General features: G+C 70.5%; 13 protein-coding genes and 1 pseudogene. 5 read left to right on the top strand and 9 right to left on the bottom strand.

The features are described from left to right. Positions 1-260: 260 nt before the first annotated feature. The gene (locus STRIP9103_RS17140; protein WP_009313535.1) at positions 261-2,234 is read left to right on the top strand and encodes an N-acetylmuramoyl-L-alanine amidase; all 1,974 of its coding nucleotides are present in this window, start codon (positions 261-263) and stop codon (positions 2,232-2,234) included. 102 nt (positions 2,235-2,336) lie between these two features. Here the strand turns inward: STRIP9103_RS17140 and STRIP9103_RS17145 are convergent, their stop codons facing one another. The 3 genes and pseudogenes from STRIP9103_RS17145 to STRIP9103_RS46565 form a co-directional block, all read right to left on the bottom strand. After that, positions 2,337-2,834, bottom strand: a complete 498-nt coding sequence (locus tag STRIP9103_RS17145) for a hypothetical protein (protein WP_009313542.1) — start codon at positions 2,832-2,834, stop codon at positions 2,337-2,339. Positions 2,835-3,002: 168 nt separating this feature from the next. Continuing rightward, on the bottom strand, positions 3,003-3,605 hold the full coding sequence (locus tag STRIP9103_RS17150) for a CGNR zinc finger domain-containing protein (protein WP_009313534.1): 603 nt from the start codon (positions 3,603-3,605) through the stop codon (positions 3,003-3,005). Between the two features lie 4 nt (positions 3,606-3,609). Further along, positions 3,610-3,915: pseudogene (locus STRIP9103_RS46565) on the bottom strand (SDR family oxidoreductase); the annotation flags it as partial. Positions 3,916-5,035: 1,120 nt separating this feature from the next. Here STRIP9103_RS46565 and STRIP9103_RS17160 point away from each other — a divergent pair. Beyond that, a complete protein-coding gene (locus STRIP9103_RS17160) occupies positions 5,036-5,956 on the top strand; it encodes a transglutaminase-like domain-containing protein (RefSeq protein ID WP_048820444.1) in 921 nt (306 codons plus the stop codon). Positions 5,957-6,089: 133 nt separating this feature from the next. On the opposite strand, the gene STRIP9103_RS17165 is transcribed toward STRIP9103_RS17160, so the two are convergent. The 5 genes from STRIP9103_RS17165 to STRIP9103_RS17185 form a co-directional block, all read right to left on the bottom strand. Then, positions 6,090-6,335 (bottom strand): DUF397 domain-containing protein, encoded by a 246-nt coding sequence (locus tag STRIP9103_RS17165; protein ID WP_009313532.1) that lies wholly within the window; start codon positions 6,333-6,335, stop codon positions 6,090-6,092. Between the two features lie 82 nt (positions 6,336-6,417). Next, positions 6,418-7,584, bottom strand: coding sequence for a thiolase domain-containing protein (locus STRIP9103_RS17170; protein ID WP_048820445.1), 1,167 nt, complete (start codon positions 7,582-7,584; stop codon positions 6,418-6,420). Further along, positions 7,581-8,630 carry a thiolase domain-containing protein gene (locus STRIP9103_RS17175; RefSeq protein WP_009313539.1) on the bottom strand — a complete coding sequence of 350 codons (1,050 nt, stop codon included), beginning with the start codon at positions 8,628-8,630 and terminating at the stop codon, positions 7,581-7,583. The genes STRIP9103_RS17170 and STRIP9103_RS17175 overlap by 4 nt, the downstream gene beginning before the upstream one ends. Further along, positions 8,627-9,577, bottom strand: a complete 951-nt coding sequence (locus STRIP9103_RS17180; protein WP_009313533.1) for a Zn-ribbon domain-containing OB-fold protein — start codon at positions 9,575-9,577, stop codon at positions 8,627-8,629. Before STRIP9103_RS17180 ends, STRIP9103_RS17175 begins: the two co-directional genes overlap by 4 nt. Before the next feature lie 112 nt (positions 9,578-9,689). After that, entirely contained in the window at positions 9,690-10,493 is an 804-nt protein-coding gene (locus STRIP9103_RS17185; protein ID WP_009313529.1) for a crotonase/enoyl-CoA hydratase family protein, read from the bottom strand. Between the two features lie 216 nt (positions 10,494-10,709). Between STRIP9103_RS17185 and STRIP9103_RS17190 the strand changes: the two genes are divergently transcribed. Continuing rightward, a complete protein-coding gene (locus STRIP9103_RS17190) occupies positions 10,710-12,392 on the top strand; it encodes an acyl-CoA synthetase (RefSeq protein WP_009313538.1) in 1,683 nt (560 codons plus the stop codon). Between the two features lie 67 nt (positions 12,393-12,459). Here the strand turns inward: STRIP9103_RS17190 and STRIP9103_RS17195 are convergent, their stop codons facing one another. Further along, entirely contained in the window at positions 12,460-13,956 is a 1,497-nt protein-coding gene (locus tag STRIP9103_RS17195) for an acyl-CoA synthetase (protein WP_009313541.1), read from the bottom strand. A 242-nt stretch (positions 13,957-14,198) separates the two neighbouring features. Here STRIP9103_RS17195 and STRIP9103_RS17200 point away from each other — a divergent pair, with 242 nt between their 5' ends. Then, positions 14,199-16,613: an acylase gene (locus STRIP9103_RS17200; RefSeq protein WP_009313531.1), complete on the top strand. Its 2,415-nt coding sequence runs from the start codon at positions 14,199-14,201 to the stop codon at positions 16,611-16,613. A gap of 105 nt (positions 16,614-16,718) precedes the next feature. Beyond that, on the top strand, positions 16,719-16,901 hold a 183-nt coding region (locus tag STRIP9103_RS17205; RefSeq protein WP_048820446.1), incomplete at its 3' end, for an SAM-dependent methyltransferase.

Below are 16,901 nucleotides of genomic sequence, written 5' to 3' on the forward strand. Positions count from 1 at the left end.
CTCCGTCATGAGCGGGGGGGGGAAGCCATCGTGTGGAACGTCATGGCCGGCGAAGTCATGGTGCGGAATGCCACGGCATGGGACGTCACGACACGACACGACAGGGGACGTCACGACAGGGGACGTCGTGGCGCGAAACGTCAGACCGAGGAAAACTGCCTTCGCCGGGCATGATTGACGGATCGTCGGCCGACCGATAGCACTGGAGCGCATCGGTCCCGCACGCCCCGCCAACGCCCCACCGTTTTCAGGAGGCCGCCTTGCGAGGATCCCCCACCGACCGCAGGCCCACCCCGCACCACAGACGTGCACGGACGACCGCGGTGGCCGCCGTGCTGCTGTTGCCCCTGCTGGGCGCGGCCCCGCCCGAGGCCCGGTCCGAGGTCGGCTCCGCCTCGGACCGTCTGCAGGGCGCGTTCGCCGACGCGGCGGCCGAGTACGGCGTACCGCGCAGTGTGCTGCTCGGGGTCTCCTATCTGCAGTCCCGTTGGGACGCGCACGGTGGTGCGCCGAGTGTCACCGGCGGCTACGGCCCGATGCACCTCACCGACGCGCGGACGGCCCTGGCCGAGGCCCCGCACCACAGCGAGGGCACTGAGGACGCCCGCGGCGACGACTCCCGGGCGCCTCTCGTGCCCGAGGCGGACCTCCCCGAGAACTCCGAACTCCCCGCCCGGCTAAGGACGTTGACGAGGGCGGCCGAGCTGACGGGCCTGTCGGCGGAGACGCTGCGCACCGACGCCGAGGCCAATGTGGCGGGCGGTGCCGCGCTGCTCGCCGCCGCGCAGCGGGAGCTGGGCGAGGAACCGAGCGCCGATCCGGCGGACTGGTACGGGGCGGTGGCCCGCTTCTCCGGCGCCGACGACCGGGCGACGGCGGCGACGTACGCGAACGAGGTGTTCGCGGTGATCCGGGACGGCGCCCGGCGTGTCACGGACGCCGGCCAGCGGGTGGCGCTCGCCCCCGAGCCCGGGCTGAAGCCCGACACCGCGCAGTTGTCGCGAGCCGGGCTGCGGGCGGCGGCGGTGGACGGTACGGAGTGCCCGAGGACGGTGTCCTGCGAGTGGATCCCGGCGCCGTACGAGGAGTTCGGCGACAACGACTACGGCAACCACGACCTTGCGGACCGGCCGAAGTCCCAGAGCATCAGGTACATCGTCGTCCACGACACCGAGGCCACCTGGGACACCACCCTGAAGCTGGTCCAGGACCCGACCTATGTGTCGTGGCACTACTCGCTGCGCTCCACGGACGGGCACATCGCCCAGCATGTGAAGAACAAGGACGTGGCCTGGCACGCCGGCAACTGGTACGTCAACGCCAAGTCGATCGGGCTGGAGCACGAGGGCTTCCTCGCCTCGCCGGACGCCTGGTACACGGAGGCGATGTACCGGACGTCGGCGCGGCTGGTGCGGTACCTCGCCGCCAAGTACCGCATCCCGCTGGACCGTCAGCACATCCTGGGCCATGACACCGTGCCGGGTCCGACGACGGCGACGATCCCGGGGATGCACACCGACCCCGGCCCGTACTGGGACTGGCGGCACTACTTCGAACTGCTGGGCAGGCCCTTCGGGGCGACCTCCGGCCAGAACAGCAGCCTGGTCACCATCCTGCCCGACTACGCCGCCAACCGGCCGGAGTTCACGGGGTGCGCGCCCCAGGGACAGCCCTGCGCGGTGCACGGTTCCAGCGCCGTACGCCTGTACAGCGCGCCCGACGTCACCTCACCGCTGATCAAGGACATCGGTCTGCGGCCCGACGGCGGCGCCTCGACGACCGGCGTGAACGACCTCGGTTCACGTGTCTCCACCGGTCAGCAGTACGCGGTGGCCGAGCGTCGCGGTGACTGGACGGCGATCTGGTACCTGGGGCAGAAGGCCTGGTTCCAGAACCCGAAGCGACAGCCGACGGCGGTCGGCGCGGCCGGTCTGGTCGTGACGCCGAAGCCGGGGCTCGCCGAGATCCCGGTGTACGGCAGGGCCTACCCGGAGGCGGCGGCGTACCCGCAGGGGGTGCCCGCCCAGGCGGTGTCCCCGCTGCCGTACAAGCTCCTCGAGGGCCAGAGGTATGTCGCGGGTGACCGGGTGCCGGGCGAGTACTACTACGCGGTCACCTTCGACACGACCGGGCACAAGGTCGTGATCGGCGAGGACCTCTACTACGAGATCCAGTTCGGCCACCGGGTGGCGTTCGTGAGGGCGGCGGACGTACGGGTGCTGCCTGCCGTCTGAGAACGACAGCCGGAGGAGAGCGTTCCGAGGGCGAGAAGCAGAGCCGGGTCCGTGGGGACCCGGCCCTGTCTGCCGTCTTGTCGTTCGCCGTGTCTCCGTATGTCAGCCCTGCTGGAACAGCTCCGCCGGGAGCGGCTTGAGCAGTGCGTAGAGGTCGTCGGTGATGGGGCGGTCCCAGGCGGCGATGGTGACCAGGACGTTGTCGCTGCGGTCGAACTGGACGCAGGAGATCCGCGACTCGGAGAGCTTCAGGCGGCGGACGATCAGGAGGTTGTCCCCCTGCATCACCGGGATGTCCTCGGACCCGACGACGGTGATGTCCTCCTCGTTCTCCAGCGCGAGCAGCAGCTGGGCCACCTCGAAGGGGATCTCGCCGTCGGCGACCTCGCGCGCCGGGGAGCCCTCGGGGAGGTTGCCGATGATCATCGCGGGGCCGCGACCGCCGTACAGGTCGTAGCGCAGGAAGACGCCCTGGCAACTGCCGTCGGGGGCGGGCAGCAGGCCGGCGCCGAGATTGCCCGGCCAGTCGCCCGGGTCCATGGCCAGTACGTCGAAATCGGGCCCGGCAGGAGTGGCGCTGCGGCGGCGGAGGAAGGACATGTCGCCATGGTACGGGGTGCCGTCCGGTAGTGGGGCCGAGGGAGCGTCGGGAGGGGCGAAGGTCGTTTTTCGGGTGCGGTGGTCTGTGGCTGGTCGCTCCCCCTCTCTCGGCGGAGCCATGGATCGACACGGCCACGGCCGCCTGAATGGGCAGCGCCTCCCGGGCTGTCAGCTCGCGATCTTCTTGTGCCGTTCGTGGTGGCGGGCGACCCGGGCGCGGTTGCCGCAGGACGGTTTGCACCACTCCTGGCGCGGGTGCTCCTTGAGGAAGTAGCGCACACAGCGCGGCGCGTGGCAGGCGCGCAGCCGCTGCCGTTCGGGGCCGGCGAGAAAGGCGACGGCGGCGCGGGCGAGCGCGGCGGCGAGCCGGTCGTCGCCGGTGGCGGGTTCGTGGCGTACGACGGGTTCGGTGCCCGGGGCCCAGGACAGGACGGGGACGGTCGGAGCGAGGGCGGCGGCCCTGTTGAGGCGTGCCAGCGCTTCGGGGACGGGCAGCAGCCGGGTGGCGTCGGCCGGGCTGGGCTCCTCGGGGCTGACGGCACGGGCGAACAGGGACCGCACGGCCGCACGGAGATCACGTACGGCGGTGAGCTCGACCTCGCCGGCGGTGAACCCGACGGCTCCGGGCAGCACGTCCGCATGGCCCCGGACCCAGGTGGTCAGCCCGTGGGGCTCGCCGAGATCGTCGACGACGCCGCCGTCTCCGTCGTGGCGGACGGTCAGGACGAGATCCAGGACGAGCCGCGCGTCCGCGCTGATCGAGTACTCCATGGCGCTAATGATAGGCGCGCGGCCATCCATTAAACGGGGCCGTGTCCGACTCGATGAGGCGCTGTCGGGGCAGGGGGGCACGGGGCGCGGCGGCGGCCAGAGCGCCGAGGAGCCAGGCGGCGGTCTGGGCGATTTCGTCGGGGTCGGCCGCGCGGTGCGGAGGTGTGTTCGCCTTGAGCCGCTCCCGGAGACCGGGCGACCGCGCTTGCCGGGTGCGGATCATCTCGGTCAGCGTGTTGCCGGGGGCGATGACGTTGACACGGACGCCTTCCGGACCGTACGTGACGGCGGCCGACTCGGTGAGGCTGTCGCCGGGCGGCGCCGCCCCGGCTACTGCCGTCCTCCGCGGTGTCGTCCAGGGCCGGCGCCGGCTCGGGCCGGAGACCAGGTTCTACGAGAGGAGTGGGCCCACATTGACGAGTGGCTGTGACCGGGGGCCCGCGCCCGCCGGGTGTCCGGCAGTCGTGCCGGGTCCACACTGTGTGCTTCACGTGATCCCGGTCTTCCCCCGGGGTCAGCAGCCCGCTTACGCTCGGACCGTTTCGGTGCGAAGTGATCTGCCTGCTCCCGGCCCAGTGAGGCGGCTTCCATGCCTGGATGGATGGACTTGGCATACACCACGGCCGGCGGTGTCGTCGGCGCCGCGGTGACCAACTACCTCTCCATGAACCAGGAACGCCGGCAGCTGCGCGCAGCGGTCATGCAACAGCTCCTCCGCGTCGCAGCGGTGCGCGACAGAGTGTGCGACATCGTGCCGAGCCGGAGGGAGAGTCCATCGCGGCGCTTGATCGGGGCACGACCGCCTGCCACGGCGCGTTTTGGCGTCACGGCGGTCCTGGAGGACGGCCGTGACGCCGAGCCCACCCCAGCGGGAAGCGATCTCAGATCTTGTGGTGGCCGCGCTCTCGGCCGGCATACCCCGCAGGGTCTTGGACTTCGCCGGGGGCGGAGAGGAACGTGCCTTGCAATGCGAGGTCATCAGAGTGATCGATCTCCGTCTGGGCGGTGTCCTGGGTGAGTCACTCGAAGAACTCATGACGCGGTGTGAGGAATATCGGCAGGCGACAACGCAACACCTGCTCCGGGCGCTGTGGCACCCATGGCAGGCTCGGTTGCGGATGCGCGCGCGCCTTCACGTGTTGCGTCAAGACGTCGACGCACTCCATCGCCGACAAGAAGCGGCGATGTCCGTCCTGGCTCAGCCGGAGCACAGCCGTGCCCTCGCCGAGCGGCTCGGTCGCCTTCCGGATCAAGACCCACGACGCATCAACGACCCCGGACCCGCGGCATAGACAGTGCCGCGTGGCATCGAGCCGCGTGGCATCGGTCGGATCCGTTGCCGAAGTGCTCAAAACTGGTGAATTTTGGCAGACTGAGGTGAACCGGCCCGCTAATCGAACGTGTGACCGATTCATTCTGGGGGTTCAGTCATGCCACCCGTGCGTCTCGCACCGGACGTCGCCGCCTTCTACTCCACGCAGAGCGCCTTCACCGACCCTGGGGACCTCGCCCCGCTCTACGCCGGCCTGCCGAGGGATCCGGCCGAACTCGCCCGTGTCGCCCGGGATCTGATGATCCATCGGGGCGAGGGCGGGACGTTCGGCTACGCCACCCCGCCGGACCGGCTGCACAACGACGCGGAGACGCGGTACCTCGACGACATCCTGCGGATCGTGGTCGAGCGGAACGACGCGCCGCTGTCGCTGCGTCGCACGCCTGAGGACCGCTTCGTCGGCGTGTGCCGGGACTTCTCGCTGCTGCACTGCTCGCTGCTGCGCCACGCGGGCGTGCCCGCCCGGCTGCGGTCCGGCTTCGCGACGTATTTCGGCAGCGACGGGTTCAACTGTGATCACGTGGTCACCGAGTACTGGGACCCTGCCCGAGGCTGGCTGTTCGCCGACGCTCAGCTCATGGAGCCGTTGATCGTCGAGGCCTGGAGCATCGACTTCGATCCGATGGACATACCCCACGACCGTTTCCTCGTCGCGGGCAAGGCGTGGCGGGCCATCCGGGCGGGCGAGGCGGACCCCCGGACCTTCGGTCTCCACCCGCCGGAGGAGGGGCCGCTGTACGGGGAGTGGTTCGTGGCGGGCAACGTCCGGCTCGACCTCGCGGCGCTCAACAAGGTCGAGACGTTGCTGTGGGACATCTGGGGCACGGAGATCGAGGCCGGCCAGGAACTCACCGACCCCATCCGCGAGTTGTACGACGAGGTCTCCCTGGTGGTCGGCGACGAGGTGCCGTTCGCCACGGCGCGCGAGCTGTTCGCCGGCCATGACGGGCTGCGGACGCCGAGAACCGTACTGTCGCTGGCGCCGTACAACGGGCCGCGCGAGGTCACCCTGCGCTGACCGGTCCCCACCGGTGGGCGACTCGGCCCTCCCCGCGCCGGCCCCCGCCGGTGGGCGGCTCGGGTCGTCCACCGACGGGTCGTTCGCGGTCGCTCAGGTCAGGTCAGGTCAGGTCAGGTCAGGTCAGGTCAGGTCAGGTCAGGTCGAACTCGCCGTCCCTGGCCCCCGACACGAAGGCGCCCCACTCGGCGGGGGTGAAGATCAGCGAGGGGGACTCAGGACGGCCGCTGTTGCGCATGGCGATGAAGCCTTCGACAAACGCTATCTGGACGTCTCCCCGTCCTCGGCTGCCAGGCCTCCACTCCGCGTTGCTGAGGTCCAGGTCCGCCGGCTTGTGCCAGCCGTCGAGCGATCGCTGCTCCATGGTGCTCTCGGCCACGTCCGTGCTCCTCCCGGTTCGTCGTCCGCCCGCCAGACTAGCGATCGGTTCCCGCCGCCGACAGGCCACGCGAGGAGGAGGTTCAGGAGGTGGGCGGCTCGGCGCCCACCAGCCACATGGCGAAGAACTGCGACCCCCCGCCGTAGGCGTGCCCGAGCACCCGTCGAGCGCCCTCCACCTGGTGTTCTCCCGCCTGCCCACGCACCTGGAGCGCGGCCTCGGCGAAACGGATCATGCCGGAGGCCCCGATGGGATTGGTGGACAGCACCCCACCGGACATGTCCACGGGAAGATCCCCGTCGAGTTCCGTGACCCCGGACTCGGTGAGCTTCCAGCCCTCGCCCTCGGCGGCAAAACCGAGGTTTTCCAGCCACATCGGCTCGTACCAGGAGAACGGCACATACATCTCCACCGCGTCGATCTCACGGCGCGGATCGGCGATGCCCGCCTGCCGGTACACGTCGGCCGCACAGTCCCGGCCCGCGCGCGGTGACACACAGTCCTTCCCCGCGAACAGCGTCGGCTCGCTGCGCATGGCGCCGCCGTGCATCCACGCGACCGGCCGGGGCGCCCTGGCCGCCCCCGTGCGGTCGGTGAGGACCATCGCCACCGCCCCGTCGGAGGACGGGCAGGTCTCCGAGTAGCGGATCGGGTCCCACAGCATGGGCGAGGCCTGGACCTTCTCCAGGGTGATGTCGTGCTCGTGAAGGTGCGCGTACGGGTTCTTGAGGGCGTTGCGGCGGTTCTTGTACGCCACCAGGGAGCCCACCGTGTCGGGGGCGCCGCTGCGCCGCATGTACGCCCGCACGTGCGGGGCGAAGAAGCCGCCGGCGCCGGCCAGCAACGGCTGCTGGAACGGGATCGGCAGGGACAGGCCCCACATCGCGTTCGACTCGGACTGCTTCTCGAAGGCCAGGGTCAGCACGGTGCCGTGCACGCGGGCCGCGACGAGACTGGCCGCGACCAGCGCGGTCGAGCCGCCGACCGAGCCCGCCGTGTGCACCCGCATCATCGGCTTGCCGACCGCGCCGAGCGCGTCGGCGAGGTACAACTCGGGCATCATCACGCCCTCGAAGAAGTCGGGCGCCTTGCCGATGACGACGGCCTCGATGTCGGCCCACGTCAACTCGGCGTCCGCCAGCGCACGCCCCGCGGCCTCGCGGACGAGCCCGGCGATCGAGACGTCCCGCCGGGCCGCGACGTGCTTGGTCTGGCCGATGCCTACGACGGCCACGGGCTCCTTGCTCATCGCGGATCCCCTTCGAGTACGGCGACCAGGTTCTGTTGCAGACAGGGCCCGGAGGTGGCGTGGGCGAGGGCCCGGTCGGACTCGCCCCGATGGATGCGCGCGGCGGCTTCGCCGATCCGGAGGAGCCCGGCGGCCATGACCGGGTTGGCTGCCAGGGCGCCGCCGGACGGGTTGACGGCCACGCTGTCGTCGAGCCGCAGCGCCTCGCGCAGGATCACCTCCTGGGAGCTGAACGGCGCGTGCAACTCGGCGGTGTCCACAGGCCGTTCGAAGACCCCGGCGCGCTCGGCGGCGAGACGGGTGGACGGCGAGGAGGTCAGATCACGTACGCCGATGCCGTGCGCCTCGACGCGGTGGTCGATGCCCCGGACCCAGGCCGGCCGCGCGCACAGTTCCCGGGCCCGCTCACCCGCCGCGAGCACCACGGCGGCGGCCCCGTCGCCGATGGGCGGGCAGTCGCCGGTGCGCAGGGGTCGTACGACATACTCCCCCTGCGGCACCGAACCCCGCAGCTGAGCGTGGTAGTTGGCGGCGGCGGCCGTACGGCTCCGCGCCCCGATCGCGGCGAGCGAGGGCTCGTCCGTCTCACCCTTGTCGATAAGTGCCTGTGCCTGGAGGGCGGCGAGGGCGACCGAGTCGGGCCACAGGGGCGCCACGTAGTACGGGTCGAGCTGCCGGGTCAGCACGTCCCGCACCGGCCCGGGCGAGGACTTGCCGTACGAGTAGACGAGCGCCGTGTCGGCGTCCCCCGTCTGGAGCTTCACCCACGCCTCGTACAGCGCCCACGCCCCGTCCATCTCGACGTGCGACTCGGAAATCGGCGGCCAGGCGCCGACGCCGTCGAGGGCGAGGGTGAAGGAGAAGGCGCGGCCCGCGAGGTAGTCGCTGGACCCCGAGCAGGTGAAGTCGATGTCGGAGGTCTTCAGCCCGGTCCGCTCCAGGACCTCGTGCAGCACCGGCATGAGCATCTCCACCTCGGAGAGTTCCTCGGTGGTGCGGCGGTGGTCGGTCTGCGCGAAGGCGACGATGGCGATCTCCCGGTTCACAGCAACTCCTTGTACGTGTCGTACTCGGCGTCCGGCTCGCCGGTGGGCCGGTAGTGGTCGGGGTGACGGGCGCCCTCCGTCCACACGGGTTCGACGCGCAGCCCCATCCGCACCTCGTCGTAGGGGATCCCGGCGATACGGCCGTGCAGGGCGAGGTCGGCGCCGTCGAGGGCGATGTGCGCGTAGACGTACGGCACTTCGATGTCGAGATTCGCCGTATGCGCAGCCTTGATGTTGACGATGCAGAAGGTCGTGACCGTGCCCCGCGGCCCGACCTCGACCTGCTCGGCCGTGGCCACCCCGCAGGTGGGGCAGGCGCCGCGAGGCGGGACGTACACCTTGCGGCAGGACGGACAGCGCTCGCCGACGATACGGCGGTCGGCGAGGGCGTTGATGTATCCGGTCTGGGCGCGGCCGGGCGAGTAGGTGTAGTCGAGCCGGGCGAAGGCGACGATGCCGGTCACCTGGTCGTCGAACTCACCGCTGTGGCCCGCCGGTTCCGCCGGCTCTCCGTCGTACGGCTCGAAGCAGGCGATGTCCGTGATGGCACCGGAGCGTTCCTCGGCCCACCGGACGCGGACACGCATACCGGTGCGTACGGCGTCGGGGCCGGGGGCGTCGAGGGCATGCAGGAGGGCGGTGTCGGCGCCGTCCAGCTTGACCAGCACCCAGGCGAAGGGCGTGTCGAGCGGCTGCCCCCGGCGTGGGGCGTGGTTCCAGGCCCAGGTGGTGACGGTGCCGGTGGGCGCGACCTCGACGAGGTCGCGGATCTCCTCGGCGGTGACGGGGTCGTACTCGACGGGTGGGACGAGGACCCGGCCGTCGCCCGTACGAACGCCGAGGATCACGCGCTCTCGCAGCCCGGTGAGAAAGGCGCTCTGGACGGGCCCGAGGGACCGGGTGAAGGGGAACTCGACGGTGAGGGGTGCTTTGAGGACTGGGGACATCAGGCTTGCCTCCTTCGAATTCAGGGCGCGTGGACGCGCCCTGAAGGGGCGCGGGGAACTGCGCGACCAGCCGCAGACGGCCCGCAGCCGAAACACGACCTCAGCAGAACGCCTACGCCCGCTTGTAGACAGGTGGCCGTTTCTCGGCGAACGCACGCGCCCCTTCCTTCGCGTCATCCGTGTCGAAGATCGGCCACCCCCGCTTGAGCTCGGCGGCCAACCCATCCGTCTCGCTCATCTCGGCGGTCTCGTACACGGACGCCTTCACGGCCTCCACGGCGAGTGGCCCACACGCATTGACCTGCTCAGCGATCTCCAGAGCTTTGTCCAGGGCCGTGCCATCAGCAACGACATGCCCGATCAACCCAATACCGGCGGCCTCACGCGCCGTGTACGGCCGCCCGGTGAGCAACATCTCCAGCGCATGGGTGCGCGGAATCTGCCGCTGGAGCCGGACCGTGGAACCGCCGATCGGGAAGAGACCGCGCCGCACCTCGAACAAACCGAACGTGGCCGACTCGCCGGCGACGCGGATGTCCGTGCCCTGGAGCATCTCGGTGCCACCGGCGACGCAGTACCCCTCGACGGCGGCGATCACCGGCTTGCGCGGCCGGTGGTGGCGGAGCATCGCCTTCCAGTGCAGGTCGGGGTCGGCCTTGAGGCGGTCCCGGTACTGCCGGCCCACCATTCCCTTGTCGCCGGCCAGCGCCTTGAGGTCCATCCCGGCGCAGAAGGAACCGCCGGCTCCGGTGAAGACGACCGAGCGGATCGAGTCGTCCTCGTCGGCCGCGACCCAGCCGTCGTAGAGGCCGACGAGCATCGGCAGCGAGAGCGCGTTCTTTGCCTCGGGCCGGTTGAGCGTGAGCACCAGGGTGGCGCCTTCGCGCCGCAGGGTGAGGTGTTCCGTATCCGCCATGGCTTCCTCCAGTCTCCGGAACGAGAACAGGTTGCAGTAGGCGCGGGGCCAGTACAAGAGTTTTCTGACAGTCAGTCAGATTTCTTCTGCGCGGACCCTTCACACTCACGGCGCCCTTTGCTCTGATGACCGGCGAACCGACGGATACCAGGCGCACGGGCCGGCATACAGGGCCGGGCCCGTGAGCCGGCCACGCCCGGGGTCAGGAGGAGCACGGTGGAGTACAACCTTGCCGACCTGTTCGAGTCGGTCGTCGACGTGGTCCCGGACCGGGCGGCGCTCGCGTATCTCGACATCCCCGGTACGGGGGCGGAACGCCGGCTCACCTACGCCGAGTTGGACGCGGCGGCGAACCGGATCGGCCACCATCTGCTCGACAGCGGGATACGCCCCGGGGAGCATGTGGGGCTGCACCTCTACAACGGGGTCGAGTATCTGCAGACCGCGCTGGGCTGCCTCAAGGCGCGGATCGTGCCGGTCAACGTCAACTACCGGTATGTGGAAGAGGAGTTGGTCTACCTCTACCGGGACGCCGATCTGGTGGGTCTGGTCTTCGACGCGGAGTTCACGGGGCGGGTGGCGAGGGCGCTGCCGCGGACGGAGAAGCTGCGGCATCTGGTGCGGGTGGGGACCCCCGCGCCGGGCGCGCCCGAGGTGCCCGACGCGTCGGACGGACCCAGTGGCGCCGGCGGACCCAGTGGTCCGGACGCGCCCGCGCGGGCCCTCGTGGACTTCGGCGAGGCCGAGGCCTCCGCGTCCGCCGAACGGGGCTTCCCGGCACGCTCGGGCGACGACCAGTTCATCATCTACACCGGTGGGACCACGGGCATGCCGAAGGGCGTGATGTGGCGTCAGGAGGATCTCTTCTTCTCGGGGTTGGGGGGCGGCGCCCCGACCGGGGAGCCGGTGAAGGCGCCGGAGGAGCTGGCCGAGCGGGTCGCGGCCGGCGGTGACGGGATCACCTTCTTCCCCACCGCCCCGCTGATGCACGGCACGTCCACGCTGACCGCGTTCATCGGGTTCAACTTCGGCCAACGGGTCGTGATCCACCGCAAGTTCGTGCCGGAGGAGGTCCTGCGGACGATCGAGAAGGAGAAGGTCACCAGTGTGTCGCTGGTGGGCGACGCGATGCTGCGTCCGCTGATCGACGCGCTCGGCGGTCCGATGAAGGGCACGGACTGTTCGTCGCTGTTCAGTGTGTCGTCGTCCGGGGCGATCATGTCGGAGACGGTGCGGCGGCAGTTCCAGGAGCTGGTGCCGAACGCGATGCTGCTGAACAACTTCGGCTCGTCGGAGTCCGGTTTCAACGGCACGGCGACGGAGGACTCCGGGGCGGGCCAGGGTTTCCGGATCCGCGTCAACTCCCGTACGCGGGTGGTGGATCCGGCGACGTACGAGCCGGTGCCGGTCGGTGTGCCGGGCCGGGTCGCGCAGCGCGGTCACGTCCCCCTCGGCTATTACAACGCCCCCCGGAAAACCGCCGAGACGTTCTTCGAGAAGGACGGCGAGCGCTGGGTCCTCCTCGGCGACATGGCGACCGTCGACGAGGAGGGCGTCGTCACGGTCCTCGGCCGGGGGTCGCAGTGCATCAACACCGGGGGCGAGAAGGTCTACCCGGAGGAGGTCGAGCAGGCCCTCAAGGCCCACCCCGATGTGTACGACGCCCTGGTCGCCGGGGTGCCGGACGCCCGCTGGGGCAACCATGTGGCGGCCGTGGTCCAGCTCCGCGAGGGCGCGCCCCGTCCGACCCTGGAGGACATCCAGACCCACTGCCGCACCCGCCTCGCCGGGTACAAGATCCCCCGCCAACTGGTCCTCACCGACACCATCCAGCGCTCCCCCAGCGGCAAGGCGGACTACCGCTGGGCCCGCTCGGTGGCGGCTGCGGCGGACCACTGACCGATGCCCCGGGGCCCCTCCGGCCACCGGGGACGATCGGGGGCGTGGGTTCGTGGCGCCGTGGGGGTCATGCCTGTGCGAAGCGGTCCCGTAGCTCCCGCTTGAGGATCTTGCCGCTTGCGTTGCGCGGGAGTTCGTCCACGAACAGGATCTTCTTCGGGGCCTTGAAGTGGGCGAGGTTCTCGCGGGCGTGGGCGATGAGTTCGGCTTCGGTGACTTCTCCTCGGGGGACGACCACGGCGGTCACGGCCTCGATCCACTTCTCGTCCGGGAGGCCGATGACGGCGACCTCGGCGACCCGGTCGTGGGTGTAGAGGGCGTCCTCGACCTGGCGGGAGGCGATGAGCACGCCGCCGGAGTTGATGACGTCCTTGACGCGGTCGACGATGGTGAAGAAGCCGTCGGCGTCGCGTACGGCGAGGTCACCGGAGTGGAACCAGCCGTCGCGGAAGGCCTCGGCGGTCTCCTCGGGCTTCTCCCAGTAGCCCTCGCAGAGTTGCGGGGACTGGTAGACGATCTCGCCGGGGGTGCCGTCGGGCACGTCCTCACCGTTCTCGTCGACGACCCTGGCCTCGACGAACATGACGGGGCGTCCGCAGGAGTCCATGCGGCCCTTGTGCTCGTAGGGTCCGAGGACCATGGACAGGGGGCCGATCTCGCTCTGGCCGAAGCAGTTGTGGAAGGCGAGCTTGGGCAGGCGCTCCTTGAGGCGTTCCAGGACGGGCACCGGCATGATCGACGCCCCGTAGTACGCCTTGCGCAGGCCGCTGAGGTCGCGGGTGGCGAAGTCGGGGCGGTTGGACAGGGCGATCCACACCGTGGGCGGGGCGAACAGGCTGTCCGCGTCGCCCGCCTCGACGAGGTCGAGGATCCGGTCGCCGTCGGGTGCGTCGAGGATGATGTTCGTGGCGCCGACCGCGAGATACGGCACCAGGAAGACATGCATCTGCGCCGAGTGGTACAGCGGCAGGGAGTGCACGGGACGGTCACCGGCCGAGAGGTCGAGGGCGGTGATCGCGCTGAGGTATTCGTGCACCAGTGCGCGGTGCGTCATCATCGCGCCCTTGGGAAGCGCGGTCGTGCCGGAGGTGTAGAGGAGCTGGACGAGATCCTCGGCCTTGGGCTCCTCGCCGTCGTACGGCTCCGTGGTGGCGAGTCGGGCGAGCAGTGAGTCGTCGGCGTCCCGCAGGGGCAGGGTGCGCAGGCCCTCGGGAGGTTCCGGCGAGGTCGGGGTCGGTGAGGACGAGGGTGCTGCGGACTGGTCGAGGATGTACGACAGGTCGTCACCGGTGAGGTTCTGGTTGACCGGGACGTGCACCAGACCTGCGCGGGCGGAGGCCAGGAAGGCGATCAGGTAGGCGTCCGAGTTGTGGCCGTAGGCGCCGACCCGGTCGCCGGGCCTCAGGCCGGTGTCGCGCAGGGCGCGGGCGGCCCGGGAGACGGCGTCGTCCAACTCGGCGTACGTCCAGGAGCGGTCGCCGTAGTGGAGGGCGACGCGGGCGGGGGTCCGCCGGGCGCTGCGCCGCAGCACTCCGTCGACCGTCACACTGCGTCCAGCCGTCATGTTCCGCCGCTCCTTCGTCCGCCGTTCACCGGTTCCGCCCCGCGTGATCCTCGTTCCGCCGTGCGAGCGGGGTCAAGCGCGCCACCCCCATGGCCGGAATCCGGTGCACATGGCGGGAAAGGGCTCAACTTCGAGCCCCGGTGCACGAGTCAACCCGAGTGAAGATCAACGCACATATGGACTACGCACAAACGCACTGACAGGCTCAATCGCCCCTTCCCTTGATGATGTCGGGAGGCACCATGCGCATCCGTCTGAGACAGCTCGTCGTCTCGGCCGTCGCCCTGTTCACCGCCTCGGCCGTGCTGCCCTCGGCCTCCGCCACCGCCGCCGGTGGCGAGCGGGCCGGTGGGCAACGTCCGTCCCACGGCGGTCTGTCCGCCGTGATCCGCTACACGGAGTACGGCATTCCGCACATCGTCGCCAAGGACTACGCGAACCTCGGGTTCGGCACCGGTTGGGCGCAGGCCGCCGACCAGGTGTGCGTGCTCGCCGACGGTTTCGTGACCGTGCGCGGCAAGCGCTCGCGTTTCTTCGGGCCGGACGCGGTGCCCGACTTCTCGCTCTCCTCGGCGACGAAGAACCTCACGAGCGACCTGTACTTCCAGGGCGTCCGGGACACCGGCACCGTGGAACGGCTGCTGGACCGGCCGGCGCCCCGAGGGCCGAGCCGCGAGGTGAAGGAACTGGCTCGGGGCTGGGCGGCCGGGTACAACGCCTGGCTGAAGCAGAACCGGATCACCGACCCGGCGTGCGCGGGGGCCGCCTGGGTGCGGCCGGTGACGGCGCTCGACGTGTTCTCCCGCACATACGCCCTGGCCGTGCTGGGCGGCGAGGGGCGGCTCGTGGATGCCATCACGACCGCGCAACCTCCCTCCGCCGGCAACAGCAACCCGACACCCGACCCCAAGGCCGCCGCCCGGGCCGCGAGCGAGCTGCTCGGCGCCGACGCGGACATGGGCTCGAACGCGGTCGCCTTCCGCGGTGACACCACGGCGAACGGCCGCGGTCTGCTGCTGGGCAACCCGCACTACCCGTGGGCCGGAGGCCGCCGCTTCTGGCAGGCCCAGCAGACCATCCCCGGCGAGCTGAACGTCTCCGGCGGCGCGCTGCTCGGCTCGCCCATCACGCAGATCGGGTTCAACGCGAAGCTGGCGTGGAGCCACACCGTCGCGACCGGCGTCCCCATGAACGTCCACCAGCTGACGCTGGACCCGGCCGACCCGACGACGTATCTGGTGGACGGCAAGCCGGAGCGGATGACGGAGCGGACCGTCACCGTCGCCGTGAAGGACGGCAGCCCGGTCACCCGCACCCAGTGGTGGACCCGTTACGGCCCGATCGTCACCTCCCTCGGCGCCGACCTCCCACTGCCCTGGACGACCGGCACCGCGTACGCCCTGGCCGATCCCAACGCGGCGAACATACGGTTCGCCGACACCTCCCTGGGCTTCGCCAAGGCGCGCAGCACCGCCGACGTGCTCAAGACCCTCGCCCGGTATCAGGGCCTGCCCTGGGTGAACACCGTGGCCGCCGACTCCGCCGGGCACACCCTCTTCACCCAGTCGCAGGTGGTGCCCCGCATCACCGACGAGTTGGCGGCACGCTGCTCGACACCGCTGGGGAAGGCCACGTACCCCTCTTCGGGGCTCGCCGTCCTCGACGGATCGCGCGGTGACTGCGCGCTCGGCAGTGACGCCGACGCCGTACAGCCGGGGATCTTCGGCCCGGCGAAGATGCCGACGCTCAAGGACGCGCCGTACGTGGAGAACTCGAACGACAGCGCGTGGCTGGCCAACGCGGACCAGCCGCTCACGGGGTATGAGCGAATCTTCGGCACGATCGGGACGCAGCGGTCGATGCGTACGCGCGGTGCGATCGAGGATGTCGCGGCGATGGCCGACAACGGCGGGCTCACCGTACGGGATCTGCAGGGGCAGCAGTTCGCGAACCGGGTGCCCGCGGCCGATCTCGCCGTCGAGGACGTGGCGCGGGCGTGTGCCGAGGTGCCGGGAGGTACGGCGACGGACAGTGACGGCAAGGCAGTCGACGTGTCCGAGGCGTGCGGTGTGCTCAAGGCGTGGGACCGGACCGTGGACACCGACAGCCGGGGCGCGCTGCTCTACGACCGGTTCTGGCGGAAGCTGATCCGCGCCGTGCCGAACGGCCGGCTGTGGAAGGTGCCGTTCTCGGCGGCCGACCCGGTGAACACGCCGAACACGCTGGACACTTCCGCACCGGGCTTCGCCACGGCACTCGCCGACACGGTGGCGGAGCTGCGGGCCGCGGGCATCGCGCTGGACGCGAAGCTCGGCGACCACCAGTTCGCCGTCCACGGCGACCGGCGCATACCGATCCACGGCGGCACGGAATCGCTCGGTGTCTGGAACAAGATCGAGTCGCCGTGGATCGCCGCCGCGGGCGGCTATGCGCAGGTGTCGTCGGGTTCCAGCCACATCCAGGCGGTCGGCTGGGACGGCAGCCGCTGCCCGGTGGCCCGGACGCTGCTGACGTACTCGCAGTCCTCCAACCCGGACTCGCCCCACTACCGCGACCAGACGCGGCTGTACTCGGACGAGAAATGGGTGACGTCGCGCTTCTGCGAGAAGGACATCCTGTCCTCGCCGAAGCTGAAGGTGGTGCGTGTGAGCCAATGAACGCAGTGCTCCTCGGCCAATGAGCCAAGGGATGTGGTGCCGTTCCGAGCCGGGGCGGCACCATGCCTTTGGCATATAACCGATTCCTCATGAGGAGGCCGCCCGGTGGCACAGGACTCGTTTGGCCCGGAGACGGATGCGATCACCAAGATCGACACGACGGTGCCGCACTCGGCCCGTATCTGGAACTACTGGCTGGGCGGCAAGGACAACTACCCCGTCGACCAGAAGGCGGGCGACGCGTTCCGTGCGGTGTTCCCCGGCATCACCGATCTCGCCCGTGACTCC

The organism is Streptomyces ipomoeae 91-03, from assembly GCF_000317595.1.
In the GTDB taxonomy this organism is placed as follows: domain Bacteria; phylum Actinomycetota; class Actinomycetes; order Streptomycetales; family Streptomycetaceae; genus Streptomyces; species Streptomyces ipomoeae.